This is a genomic window from Pinisolibacter sp. (assembly GCF_036782435.1).
In the GTDB taxonomy this organism is placed as follows: Bacteria; Pseudomonadota; Alphaproteobacteria; order Rhizobiales; family Ancalomicrobiaceae; genus CALBKH01.
The window spans coordinates 1-12,772 of the sequence record NZ_DAIPZB010000078.1; the positions used below are offsets into that span (position 1 = coordinate 1).

Consider the following 12,772-nt stretch of genomic DNA (forward strand, 5'->3'; position numbering starts at 1 on the left):
CCCTAGGGAGCGCCACTCTTTCCTCGATATCGGATCGTTTCGCGGGACACGCGGCCGAAGATGGCCGTCACTCCGCCCCATCGCCGTGCCTGCTCGGCTGCGCGACGCGCGGTGATCACCCGCGCCTTTCGAGACGTCCCCATCGGCCGGTTCGTCGCGACGAACGACGCGCGGGGCGTGCAGCACGGGACCCCGTGATCCGGGGTCGCCGACCACCGAGGATCACCGCGCGAACGACCCGTCGGGCCGGCCCGGCGACCGCCCCGTGACCGCGAGCCTCGACGATTGACAAGTCTTTCGATCGAACCACTTGATCGCGCTCTCGGGCGATGTGGCCCGGGTAGGGGGAGCCCACGGAGGCATCCCCCACAGAGGGGCTCGTCATGAAATTTCCCGGACTGGCAGCATTGGCCTTCGTCGCCGTCTTCACCTCGTCGTCCATCGTCGCGGCTCAGGAGGCGCGGCAGGATTTCGAACTCGTCAACGAGACCGGTTACGACATCTCCCACGTCTTCGTGTCGCCGACCAGGTCGGACGATTGGGAAGAAGATGTCCTCGGCAAGGACGTCCTGTCGGACGGCGACGAGTGGGAGATCCGCTTCTCGCGCGCGGCGAAGACCTGCAAATGGGATCTGAAGGTGGTCTACGCCGACGACGACTCGGCCGCCTATTGGCGGGCCATCGATCTGTGCAAGGTCGGCCGGATCACCATCCACTACGATCGCAAGTCGGACACGACGTCGGCCGAATTCGAGTGATCGCGAAGAAGCGGCCCCCACGGGCCGCTTCGTTCGCCCGATCCCGACGGCGACCGGTCGACCACCGCCGAGTGGCTCTCACTTCCCCGGCAGCTTCTCCAGCATCGTGCCGAGCGCGGCGTAGAAGAAATCCTCGCCGGGATAGCCGCGCAGGCGGCCGATCTCGCGGCCCTGATCGACGAGCACGAAGGTCGGCGTGATCCGGTCGGGCGAAACGAAGCGATAGTCCTCGGGGAACGGCTTCTCGTTGTCGATGCGCTTCAGGGGGGCCTGCTTCCCCTCGTCGGTCTTGTCGTAGGTCTTGCCCACCTCGCGCTCGAAGCGCGCGCAATAGGGACAGCCGGCCTTCTCCAGCACCACCAACTCGGCCGCGATCGCGGCGGCACCGCCGGCGAGCGGCACCATCGAGGCGGTGAGGGCGAAGAGGAGGGAGGCGAAGCGCGGCACCGACATGTCGGGTTCTCTGCGAAGATCCGACCCGACGACTACACGGTTGTGCCCGACCGGCGCGATCACGTTCGCGTCAGCACCTTGTGGCCCGCCGCCCCATCCGGCACACTACTTATCAGAAAAACAGAATATTCTCCGAGGGAACACCATGGGTTTCGAGGTCGGCCTCGGCAGCGCCTTCGTCGCCGGCCTTCTCGCCTTCGTCTCGCCCTGCATCCTGCCGATGGTGCCGATCTTCCTGTGCTACATCACCGGCCTCGGCGTCGCCGAACTCGAGGCGGAGGACGGCACGGTGAGCGCCCGCCGGATGCTGCCCCCTGCCCTCGCCTTCGTCGCCGGCTTCACCGCCGTCTTCGTCGCCCTCGGCGCCACGGCGTCGGGCATCGGCCGTCTGCTCAACGAGCACCTGGCGCTGGCCGGATCGATCGCCGGCGTCGTCACCATCGCCATGGGGCTGCACTTCCTCGGTGTGGTGCGCATCCCCTTCCTCTATCGCTCGGCCGGCGTCCAGGTGGCCTCGAAGCCGACGACGCTCTTCGGCGCCTTCGTCTTCGGCCTCGCCTTCGCTTTCGGCTGGAGCCCCTGCGCCGGCCCGGTGCTCGCCGCCGTGCTGTTCCTCGCCTCGGCCGAGGCCTCGGTCGCCCGCGGTTCCCTGCTGCTCTTCGCCTATGCGGCGGGCACCGGCATCCCGTTCCTGATCACCGCCGCCTTCGCCGGCACCTTCATCGGCGCCCTGAAACGCTTCCGCCGTCATCTGCCGACGGTCGAGAAGGTCACCGGCGGCTTCCTCGTCGCGCTCGGTCTGGTCCTCTTCTCGGGGCGCATGACCGACGTGTCCGAATGGCTGCTCGAGGCCTTCCCGGTCCTCGGCCGCATCGGCTGATCCCATCGACGATGGCCGATGGGATTCCTTGCGCGAATTTCTCCTACCGCCGATGCGGACGAGAAATTCGCGTGCCTTCGACGGCCGGATGCGCGAGCATCCTCGACCGTCGGCATGAACCTCCGGAGAATGCCATGTCGTCCTTCTCCCCCACTCGACGGTCGCTCCTCGGCGCTTCTCTCGCCCTCCCCTTCGCCGCCACACGCGGCTTCGCCGCCCAGAGCGAGGACGGCCGCTTCCACGAACCGTGGTTCGTCGAGACCTTCCTCGACCTCGCCGAGGACATCGACGAGGCGACCCGCAACGGCCGGCGTTACGCCGTGGTCTGGGAGCAGCGCGGCTGCCCCTTCTGCCGCGACATGCACACCGTCCACTTCGCCGATCCGGCGATCACCGACTACATCAGGGCGAACTTCGACGTCCTCCAGCTCGACCTGCACGGCGCCCGTGAAGTGACCGATCTCGACGGCACCAAACTCACCGAAAAGGCCTTCGCCGCCCGCTACGGCGTGCGCCTGACACCGACCTTCCAGTTCTTCCCGGAAAGCTCCGCCGGTCTCGCGGCGAAATCGCCGATGGCGCGCGAAGCGGCGCGGATGCCCGGCCTGCTGCCGCCGCGCGACTTCCTCGGCATGTTCCGCTTCGTCCGCGACAAGGCCTACGAGAAGACCTCGTTCCCGGATTACATGAAGGCGCAAGCCGGGTGAGAGCCGTTCGGCCGGGCCGACGCGTGGACAAACCCGCCCCGGTCGTCCAACGTCCGCCCATGAACCGGTTCGACCGCCTTCTCCGGCCGCTGCTGCTGTCGCTGTCGCTTCTCGCGGCGACCGCGCCGGCGATGCGCGCCGAGGACGCGCCGAAGACGGTGCGGATCGGCGTCCTCGCCTATCGCGGCGCGGAGGAAGCGGAGGTCTCCTGGGAGGCGACCTTCGCCCAGTTGCAGAAGGTCATGCCCGAGTACCGCATCGAGATGGTGCCGGGCAGCGCCCCCTTCCTCACCGCCGCGGTGGCGGCCCAGCGCCTCGACTTCCTCGTCACCAATCCCGGTCACTATCTCGAGCTGGCGGTCGACTATTCGGCGACGGCGATCGCCACCGAGATGGACATGGACGGGACGTCGTCGAGCGAGTCGGTCGCCGCCGCCGTCATCGTCCGCTCGGGTCTCAGCGACGTCCAACAGCTGAACGACCTGCGCGGCCAGCGCGTCGCCGCGGTCGCGTCGGAAGCCTTCGGCTTCCGCGCTGCCTGGGCCGAGTTCCTCGATCGTGGCATCGATCCCTTCAAGGACACCAAACTCCTCTTCGTCGGCTTTCCGGTGGAGGGCGTCGTCGAGGCGGTGCGCTCTGGGCGGGCGGACGCCGGCATCATCCGCTCCTGCCTGCTCGAGAAACTGATCGCCGAGGACGACGCCAAACCCGAGGAGTTCCGGGTGATCGCCCGCAAACCCTCCGGCACCCTGCGCTGTCAGGTCTCCACCCGCCTCTATCCGGGCTGGCCCTTCGTCAAGGTGGCGCAGACGCCGCCGGCGCTCGCCGCCAGGATGAAACAGGCGCTCCTCGCCATGCAGCCGAACACCGGCGAGATCGTCTGGGCCGAGCCGGAGGACTACCAGCGCGTCCAGGATCTCTATCGCATGTTGAAGGTCGGCCCCTATGGCCGCTTCACCCGCCTCGGCCTCATGGACTTCGCCTGGGAGAACCGCTGGTGGGGCGCCATCGTCGTCATGGCGCTGGCGTGGTGGTCGATCCATGTCGCTCGCGTCTCCCACCTGCTCAAGAAGCGGACGCGGGAGCTGCAACACGCCCACGAGCAGGCCCGCCTCAAGGGCGAGCAGATGGAACACACCATGCGCCTGTCGCTGATGGGCGAGATGGCGAGTTCTCTCGCTCACGAGATCAATCAGCCGCTGGCGGCGATCCTCACCTACGCCCGCGGTTGCGAGCGGCGCATCGCCGCCGGCACCGACCCGGACGGTGTCCGTCAGGGGGTCGAGCGCATCGCCGCCCAAGCGGAGCGCGCCGGCGCCATCGTCCAGCGCATGCGCGAATTCGTCCGCAAGAATCCGTCGCGGCAGATGCCGGTCGATCCCGGCGAGATCGTCCGCGACGCCCTCGCCCTGTTCGAACCGACCGCCCGCGGGGTCGTCGTCACCTCCGACGTGCCGGACGATCTGCCCATGGTGCGCGCCGATCGCCTGCAGATCGAAGAGGTGCTGATCAATCTGCTGCAGAACGCCGCCGAGGCCGTCGCCGGACGGCCCGACGGGCGGATCGTCGTCACCGCGGGCGATGGCGCCCATGCGGTCGACATCGCCGTCACCGACAACGGCCCCGGACTCTCGCCGGAGGCGAAGGATCGACTGTTCGAAGCCTTCTACACCACCAAACGGGAGGGCCTCGGTCTCGGGCTGTCCCTCAGCCGCACCATCGTGGAAGCCCACGGCGGCCGCCTCGACGTCGACACCGACACGCCCGGCCGCACCACCTTCCGCTTCCGCCTGCCGTTGCTCGAAGAGGAAACCCGTGCCTGAGATGCCGCCGATCATCTACATCGTCGACGACGATCCGGCCGTGCGCGACTCGGTCGCCTTCCTGGTCGCCTCGCTCGGCTACGCCTACGCGACCTGCATCTCGGCGGCCGACTTCCTCGAACGGCTCGACGACGAGCGGCCCGCCTGTGTCGTCCTCGACGTCCGCCTTCCCGGCATGAGCGGCCTGGAGCTGCAGGCCGAACTGATCCGCCGCGGCTCGCCGGTCGGCATCATCTTCGTCTCCGGCCACGGCGACATCCCCAAGGCGGTCCGCGCCATCCGCCTCGGAGCGCTGGATTTCCTCGAGAAGCCCTTCGACGACCAACTGCTGCTCGACCGCATCGGCGAAGCCCTGAAGGTCTCCGCCGCGGCGCTCGCCGATCGCCGCCGCAAGAGCGACCTCGAGCGCCGGCTCGGCTGCCTCACCGATCGCGAACGCGAGGTGCTCGCCCTGGTCGTCGCCGGCAAGACCTCCAAGGCCATCGCCAACGATCTCGACATCTCGGTGAAGACCGTCGAGAACCACCGCCACAACCTCATGACCAAGGCCGGCGCCACCTCGGTCGCCCAGCTCATCGCCTGGGCATCGGAACCGGGCGGTGCCTGAACTGGGTAGAAACCCCTAGCCGCACCCGGTGCCTACCCCGATAGGAAGATTGCCGATCTTCACCGACGATACTCCGATCGAAGATCCGCCCGGCGAAGTATCGGGTGGACGCGAGGGGGTGAGAAACGACCGGGCGAGGAAGGGGGCGAACCGCCTCTCTTTCCGACCATGCGCATCCGCATCTCCGACGCGGCCCCGGGGCGACCCTCGGGCGCAAGCGCGGCGGGCGGGCGGATGCGGAGCACTCGATCGACGAGCCGCGCCGAAGAGCGCCTGCGATCGAGCCGTCTTTCCGACCGACACCACCCTCGCGACCTCGGCGTGATCCGCCGGGCGATGGCGTTCGCCGATGGCGGCCGTCACCCGGATCGAGAGGAAGTTCGTGACGAGAACAGGCGCCGCAGGGCGCCGGACGACGGAGGAAACGACCAGATGACCATCGAACCCGTGAACCGGCGAGGGTTCCTGACGCGGATGGCGGCCTTCGGGCTGACCACGGCGCTCGGGACGACGCTCGTCTCCCATCTCGCGCATGCCGAATGGAACAAGGCGGCCTTCGACGGCAAGTCGAGCGCCGACGCCTACAAGGCGCTCGGTGTCGCCGGCGCCGCCGAGAGCGGCGACGTGCAGATCCTCGCCTCCGACATCGCCGAGAACGGCGCCGTCGTTCCGGTCCAGGCGGTGAGCAAGATCCCCGAGACGACGCAGATCTCGATCCTCGTCGAGAAGAACCCGAACACGCTCGCCGCGCTGTTCGAGATCGGACCCGACGTGGTCCCCGACGTCACCACCCGCATCAAGATGGGTCAGACCTCCAACGTGACCGTGCTGGTCAAGGCCGGCGGCAAGTACTTCACCGCCACCAAGGAGATCAAGGTCACCCTCGGCGGCTGCGGCGGCTGAGCGAGAGGACCGGAGGAGAACGACATGGGCAATCCGATGAAGATCCGCGCCGCCTCCAAGGACGGCGTCACCGAGGTCAAGGTTCTGATGAGCCACGAGATGGAAACCGGCCTCCGCAAGGACAGTTCCGGCAACCCCATCCCGGCGTGGTTCATCGCCGAGGTCACCGCCAAGCTCAACGGCAAGGACGTGATGACGGCGCAGTGGGGACCCTCGGTCTCCAAGAACCCCTTCCTCTCCTTCAAGATCAAGGGCGGCAAGGCCGGCGACAAGGTCGCCATCACCTGGACCGACAACAAGGGCGACACCCGCACCGACGAGGCCTCCGTGACCTGATCGGTCGGCGCCTCGACGAGAAGAACGAAGAGAAGACCATACGGGAGGAGACGACCATGACACGACGGTTCGCCGTCGGCTTCGCCGCCTGTCTCGCCGTCGCCGGCTTCACCGCCGGCTCGGCTCGGGCCGAGGGCGACAAGACGATCGAGGGTATCGAGGCCTATCGTGAAGCGCTGAAGGACGGCAATCCGGCCGAACTCTTCGAAGCCCAGGGTGAGGAACTCTGGAAGAAGAAGGCCGGTCCGAAGAACGCCTCGCTCGAGACCTGCGATCTCGGCATGGGACCCGGCGTGGTCGCGGGCACCTACGCCCGTCTGCCGCGCTGGTTCAAGGACACCGACAAGGTCCAGGACGCCGAATCCCGCGTTCTCACCTGCATGGAGACGATCCAGGGCATCGACACGAAGAAATACGTCTCGGCCAAGTGGAACACCCCGGAGAAGGACGAGCTCAACGCCATCGCCACCTACATCTCCGGCATGTCCAAGGGAGAGAAGGTCGCGGTCTCGCTCGACCATCCCAAAGAGAAGCAGATGTTCGATCTGGGCAAGCGGATGTTCTACTATTCCGCCGGCCCGCACGACTTCTCCTGCTCGACCTGCCACGGGCAGGAAGGGGTGCGCATCCGCCTGCAGGAGCTGCCCTTCATCGATTCGCACAAGGGCGCGGCCGCCGGCTGGACCTCGTGGCCGGCCTACCGTGTCTCCTCCGGCCAGATGTGGGGCATGCAGTGGCGTCTCGCCGACTGCTTCCGCCAGCAGCGCTTCCCCGAGCCGATCTACGCCTCGGACGTGACCATCGCCCTCTCCATGTTCATGGCCAGCCACGCCAACGGCGCCACCATGAACACCCCCGGCATCAAGCGTTGAGGAGACGGTCATGAAGAAGATCGCGTACATCTCGATCCTCGCCGCCGGCCTCGGCCTGACGGGATCGGCGCTCGCCGCCGATCACACCTGGGGTCCCGGCGCCGACGACGCCTCCTTCCAGGCCATGCTGAAGAGCGGCTTCCGCGACGCCGGCCTGGTCAAGACCTCCCGTCTCGAGCAGGACCCCACCCAGGCGTTCTGCTCCGATCCGGTCTACGCGGCGAGCAAGGACGCTGCGAAGAAGCGCGCCGAGATCGAGGCCGCCAACCTCGCCTCGGTCAAGTGGCCGAGCGACGGCAAGTTCCTCGGCGACTTCAAGTCGGGTGAGAAGATCGCCCAGTCGGGCCGTGGTCTGACCTCGACCGACAAGGCCGAGCAGGTCAACGGTGGCAATTGCTACAATTGCCATCAGCTCGACCCGAAGGAGATCTCCTACGGCACCATCGGCCCGAGCCTCACCGGCTACGGCAAGCTGAAGGGCACGTCGGAGACGGCGCTGAAGGAGACCTGGTCGAAGATCTGGAACTCCAAGTCGTCCAACGCCTGCTCCAACATGCCGCGGGCCGGCCACATGGGCATCCTCAGCGAGGCTCAGATCAAGGACCTGATGGCCCTGCTGCTCGACCCGGCCTCGCCGGTCAACAAGTGACGCCGAGCGCCGGAGGTTTCGATCCGTTCGCAACCTCCGGCGCGGCGCTCGCCCCGAACCGGCGCCGGCCGGTCGGGCGTGATACCATCGGCCATTGGAAATGACCGATGGTATTCCTGACGCAAATTTCTCATGCCTCTGACGCAAATGAGAAATTCGCGTGTATTCAAAGACCGGGTGCGTCGGCACCTTCGGCCTTTGGTAGGACACGCGTCGACCCCGGATCGCTCCGCGGTCCACGACACCAGTTTGCCCCCGACCCGACCAATTGCGAGGCGTGGCGCCATGAACCGCCGTGAATTCCTGCATCTGCTCGCCGTGGCCTCCGCCTCCGGCATGATGCTGCCGTCCGAGATCGCCCGCGCCGAGGCCTCCGCCGAAGCCTTCTACGACGCCCCGGCCTTCGGCAACGTCTCGCTTCTCCACATCACCGACTGTCACGCGCAGCTGAAGCCGATCTGGTTCCGCGAGCCGAACGTCAATCTCGGCGTCGGCTCCATGCCCGGCGAAGCGCCGCATGTCGTCGGTGAGGCCTTCCTGAAGCACTTCGGCCTTTCCGCCGGCGGCCGCGAGGCGCACGCTTTCACCTATCTCGACTTCGAGAAGGCGTCGCGGGTCTACGGCCGGGTCGGCGGCTTCGCCCATCTCGCCACCCTGGTGAAGCGCATCCGCGCCAACCGCCCCGGTTCGCTGCTCCTCGACGGCGGCGACACCTGGCAGGGCTCCGGCACCGCGCTGTGGACCAAGGGTCAGGACATGGTCGACGCCGCCAAGCTGCTCGGCGTCGACATCATGACCCTCCATTGGGAATGCACCCATGGCCAGGACCGGGTGAAGGAGATCGCCGAGAAGGACTTCGCCGGCCACATCGAGATCGTCGCCCAGAACATCAAGACCACCGACTTCGGCGATCAGGTGTTCGAGCCCTTCTCGATGCGCGAGATCAACGGCGTCAAGGTGGCGATCGTCGGCCAGGCCTTCCCCTACACGCCGATCGCCAACCCGCGCTACATGGTCTCCGAATGGACCTTCGGGATCCAGGAAGAGAACATGCAGAAGACCGTCGACCAGGCGCGTTCCGAGGGCGCCCGGGTCGTCGTCGTCATCTCCCACAACGGCATGGACGTCGATCTGAAGATGGCCTCGCGGGTCACCGGCATCGACGCCATCCTCGGCGGCCACACCCACGATGGGCTGCCCAAGCCGACCATCGTGTCGAACCCCTCGGGCAAGACGCTGGTCACCAACGCCGGCTCCAACGGCAAGTTCCTCGGCGTGCTCGACCTCGACGTCAAGGGCGGCAAGGTCTCCGACTTCCGCTACCGCCTGCTGCCGGTCTTCGCCAACCTGTTGAAGCCCGACGCCGAAATGGACGCGCTGATCACCAGGATCCGCGCCCCCTTCGAGGCCAAGCTCGGCGAGAAACTCGCCGTCTCCGAGGGCCTCCTCTATCGCCGCGGCAACTTCAACGGCTCCTTCGACCAGCTCATCCTCGATGCGCTGATCGCCGAGAAGGACGCCGAGATCTCGTTCTCTCCGGGCTTCCGTTGGGGCACGACGATCCTGCCCGGCGAGGCGATCACCATGGAGAACCTGCTCGACCAGACCGCCATCACCTATCCCTTCACGACGCTGACGCCGATGACCGGCGCGCAGATCAAGGAGGTGCTGGAGGACGTCTGCGACAACCTCTTCAACGCCGACCCCTACTATCAGCAGGGCGGCGACATGGTGCGCGTCGGTGGCATGACCTATTCCTGCGACCCGACCGCCGCGATGGGCGCCCGCATCGGCGACATGACCCTCGCCGGCAAGCCGATCGAGGCGTCGAAGACCTACAAGGTCGCCGGCTGGGCGCCGGTTTCCGAAGGCGCCCGCGACGCCGGCGGCGAACCGATCTGGGATCTGGTGGCGCGCCACCTGCGCGCCCGGAAGACCGTGAAGTCGCCGCAGCTCAACCTGCCGACACTGAAGAACATGGACGGAAACCCCGGCGCCGCGCTGTGAGCGGCACGAAGGGAGGAGGGAACCCCATGACTGCTCTCTTGAAGTCTCTGCGCCTCGTGCTCGCGGCGCTCGTCGTCGCCTTCGCCGCCCCGGCCCTCGCCGGCGACATGGTCGTCTATCACATCGACAATTCCGACGCCCAGGCGATGAAGGGGCTGCGCAACATCCGCAACCACCTCGACGTCGCGCCCGACACCAAGATCACCGTCGTCACCCACGCCGACGGCGTCGACTTCCTCTTCGACGGCGCCAAGGACCCGAAGAGCGGCGCCGAATACGGACCGCTGATCTCGGGCCTGAAGGCCAACGGCGTCACCTTCGAGGTCTGCCAGATCACCATGAAGCGGCGGAACCTTTCGAAGGACAAGTTCGTGCTCGAGGCCGACTACACGCCGTCGGGCGTCGTCCGGCTCGCCCAGCTTCAGGCGCGCGAGCACTACGCCTACATCAAGCCCTGATCGGTCGGAGAGCGCACCACCATGCTCGATCGCCTCATCGAACTGTTCGGTGATCAGTGGGCCTTGGCGATCGGCGGCGCGGTGATCGGCGTCTTCTTCGGCGCCTTCGCGCAACGCTCACGCTTCTGCCTGCGCGCCGCCACCATCGAGGTGTCGCGCGGGCGGTTCGGCGATCGGCTCGCGGTCTGGCTCTTCGCCTTCTCCACCGCCCTGATCGCCACCCAGTTGCTCATCGTCTTCCGGTTCTTCGACACCGGCACGGTGCGCCAGCTCAACAACCCCGGTTCGTTGTCGGGGGCGATCCTCGGCGGGCTGATGTTCGGCTCCGGCATGGCGCTGACCCGCGCCTGCGCCAGCCGCATGCTCGTGCTCTCGGCGACCGGGAACTTGCGGGCGCTGCTCTCCGGCCTGGTCTTCGCGGTCGTCGCCCAGACCTCGCTGGTCGGCGTGCTGTCGCCGGTGCGGACCTGGATCAACGGCCTGTGGACCATCGACGGTTCGGCGCGCGATCTCCTCGCCATCTTCCACCTCGGCAACATCGGCGGCGCCCTCTTCGCCGCGGCGTGGCTTCTCGCCGGCGTCGTCATCGCCCGCCGCAATCGGCTGTCGATCTGGTACTGGATCGGCGCCTGCGGTGTCGGCCTGATGGTCGCGGCGGCGTGGCGGTTCAACTTCGCCATGGCCGCCTCCTCCTTCGAGGTGGTGCCGGTCCACTCGCTCTCCTTCACCGCCCCTTCCGCCGACATGCTGATGTACGTGCTGTCGCCGCCGGGTGCCGGGGTCTCCTTCGATCTCGGCCTGATCCCCGGCGTGGTCGTCGGCTCCTTCGTCGCCGCGACGCTCGGCGGTGATCTGAAGCTCGTCGGCTTCGAAAGCGGAGCGAGCATGCGCCGTTACATCGCCGGCGGCTGCCTGATGGGCTTCGGCGGCGTGTTGGCCGGCGGCTGCGCCGTCGGCGCCGGCGTCTCCGGCGCCTCGGTCTTCGCGCTCACCGCCTGGATCGTGTTGTGGTCGATGTGGATCGGCGCGGTCGCCACCGACCGTCTCGTCGATCACGGCTCGATGAACGGCGAACCGGTCCGCGACGCCTCGTGAGGCGTCGTACCGTCCCGCGATCCCCTGCGTTCCCGATGGCCCTCACGGCGCGCCGCGAACGCACCCGACAAGGAGTATCCGGCATGACCCCGACCCGACGCACGCTCCTCGCCGGCGGCGCCTTCGCCGGCCTCGCCGTGGCGCTGCGGCCCGATCTCGTCACCGGCCTCGCCGAGGCGGCCACCGAAGTGGCGAACTTCGTCCAGGGTCCGCCGGTGGAGGACCAGCCGCTCGTCGCGATCTCGCCGCACGTCCACATCATCCGCGCCCTGCACGGCACCCCCACCCCCGAGAACAAGGGGCTGATGTCGAACATCACCTTCGTCGTCGGCGACAAGGGTGTGGTGGTGGTCGACACCGGCTCGTCGCGGCAGATCGCCGACATGACCATTCGGCAACTGCGGCGGCTGACCGCGAAGCCGGTGATCGGCATCGTCGTCACCCACTTCCACGGCGACCACTGGCTCGGCAACCACGGCTTCGTCGACGCCTACGGCGCCGACCTGCCGATCTGGTCGCTCGCCGGCACCCGCCTCGCCATCGAAGGCGCGACCGGCACCTTGTGGCGGGATTCGATGCTGAAGTGGACCAACGACGCGACGCTCGGCACCCGCATCGTGCCACCCAATCGCGACATCGAGCACGGTTTCGAACTGTCGCTCGGCGACGTCACCCTGCGCCTGCACCACTACGGCCAGGCCCACACGCCCTTCGACATCTGCGTCGAAGTGGTCGAGGACGGCGTCCTGTGCGCCGGCGACGTCGTCATGGACCGCCGCATCGCCAACATGGACGACGGCTCCTTCAAGGGCACGCTCGACACCATCGACAAGCTCACCGCCGCGGCCCGGCCGAAGATCTGGTTGCCCGCCCACGGCGCCCCCGGAGCCGGCGTCGCGACGTGGCAGCGCGAACTCTTCGCCGGGATCTGGGAGACCTGCTCCGAGGCGATCGACGACGGCACGCCGCTCGAGGCCGTGCTCCCCCTCGTCCTGAAGGACCCGCGCGTCGCCTCCCGCACCGCCGAGACCGAAGGCTGGGACCGCAACATCGCCCGCTACGTCAACCTCGCCTATCTCGAGGCCGAGCAGGCGAAGTTCTGAGCCACGGCGTCTCGATCGGTACCGGCGCGGCGGCTCGAGACATTCCGGGCGGCGCGACCCACCACGGGCCGTCATGTGTGGACGGCCCCTGCGTTGCAAGGGAAAAGAGCGCTCGGTTCGA

Annotated in this window: 14 protein-coding genes; 13 read left to right on the top strand and 1 reads right to left on the bottom strand. The window is 67.7% G+C overall.

The features are described 5' to 3' along the window. The first annotated feature begins 383 nt into the window (after positions 1–383). The gene (locus V7Q42_RS20440) at positions 384–758 is read left to right on the top strand and encodes a hypothetical protein (protein ID WP_333826113.1); all 375 of its coding nucleotides are present in this window, start codon (positions 384–386) and stop codon (positions 756–758) included. Between the two features lie 78 nt (positions 759–836). Here V7Q42_RS20440 and V7Q42_RS20445 read toward each other — a convergent pair whose 3' ends face one another. Further along, positions 837–1,211, bottom strand: coding sequence for a thioredoxin family protein (locus V7Q42_RS20445; protein WP_333826114.1), 375 nt, complete (start codon positions 1,209–1,211; stop codon positions 837–839). 145 nt (positions 1,212–1,356) lie between these two features. Between V7Q42_RS20445 and V7Q42_RS20450 the strand changes: the two genes are divergently transcribed. The 12 genes from V7Q42_RS20450 (at position 1,357) to V7Q42_RS20505 (ending at position 12,651) form a co-directional block, all read left to right on the top strand. Next, positions 1,357–2,091, top strand: a complete 735-nt coding sequence (locus V7Q42_RS20450; protein WP_333826115.1) for a cytochrome c biogenesis CcdA family protein — start codon at positions 1,357–1,359, stop codon at positions 2,089–2,091. 134 nt (positions 2,092–2,225) lie between these two features. Then, a complete protein-coding gene (locus V7Q42_RS20455) occupies positions 2,226–2,798 on the top strand; it encodes a thioredoxin family protein (RefSeq protein ID WP_333826116.1) in 573 nt (190 codons plus the stop codon). A gap of 59 nt (positions 2,799–2,857) precedes the next feature. After that, positions 2,858–4,621 (top strand): sensor histidine kinase, encoded by a 1,764-nt coding sequence (locus V7Q42_RS20460; protein ID WP_333826117.1) that lies wholly within the window; start codon positions 2,858–2,860, stop codon positions 4,619–4,621. Between the two features lies 1 nt (position 4,622). After that, positions 4,623–5,228, top strand: coding sequence for a response regulator transcription factor (locus V7Q42_RS20465; protein ID WP_333826126.1), 606 nt, complete (start codon positions 4,623–4,625; stop codon positions 5,226–5,228). A 432-nt stretch (positions 5,229–5,660) separates the two neighbouring features. Continuing rightward, a complete protein-coding gene (soxY, locus tag V7Q42_RS20470; protein ID WP_333826118.1) occupies positions 5,661–6,131 on the top strand; it encodes a thiosulfate oxidation carrier protein SoxY in 471 nt (156 codons plus the stop codon). 24 nt (positions 6,132–6,155) lie between these two features. Next, on the top strand, positions 6,156–6,467 hold the full coding sequence (gene soxZ / locus V7Q42_RS20475) for a thiosulfate oxidation carrier complex protein SoxZ (RefSeq protein ID WP_333826119.1): 312 nt from the start codon (positions 6,156–6,158) through the stop codon (positions 6,465–6,467). 56 nt (positions 6,468–6,523) lie between these two features. Then, entirely contained in the window at positions 6,524–7,339 is an 816-nt protein-coding gene (gene soxA, locus V7Q42_RS20480; protein ID WP_333826120.1) for a sulfur oxidation c-type cytochrome SoxA, read from the top strand. Positions 7,340–7,349: 10 nt separating this feature from the next. Beyond that, on the top strand, positions 7,350–7,988 hold the full coding sequence (gene soxX, locus V7Q42_RS20485; RefSeq protein WP_333826121.1) for a sulfur oxidation c-type cytochrome SoxX: 639 nt from the start codon (positions 7,350–7,352) through the stop codon (positions 7,986–7,988). Between the two features lie 285 nt (positions 7,989–8,273). Next, positions 8,274–9,995 (top strand): thiosulfohydrolase SoxB, encoded by a 1,722-nt coding sequence (gene soxB, locus V7Q42_RS20490; RefSeq protein WP_333826122.1) that lies wholly within the window; start codon positions 8,274–8,276, stop codon positions 9,993–9,995. Positions 9,996–10,021: 26 nt separating this feature from the next. Then, positions 10,022–10,453, top strand: a complete 432-nt coding sequence (locus V7Q42_RS20495) for a DsrE family protein (protein ID WP_333826123.1) — start codon at positions 10,022–10,024, stop codon at positions 10,451–10,453. 21 nt (positions 10,454–10,474) lie between these two features. Further along, the gene (locus tag V7Q42_RS20500) at positions 10,475–11,548 is read left to right on the top strand and encodes a YeeE/YedE family protein (RefSeq protein ID WP_333826124.1); all 1,074 of its coding nucleotides are present in this window, start codon (positions 10,475–10,477) and stop codon (positions 11,546–11,548) included. Between the two features lie 83 nt (positions 11,549–11,631). Beyond that, entirely contained in the window at positions 11,632–12,651 is a 1,020-nt protein-coding gene (locus V7Q42_RS20505) for an MBL fold metallo-hydrolase (protein WP_333826125.1), read from the top strand. Positions 12,652–12,772 lie beyond the last annotated feature (121 nt).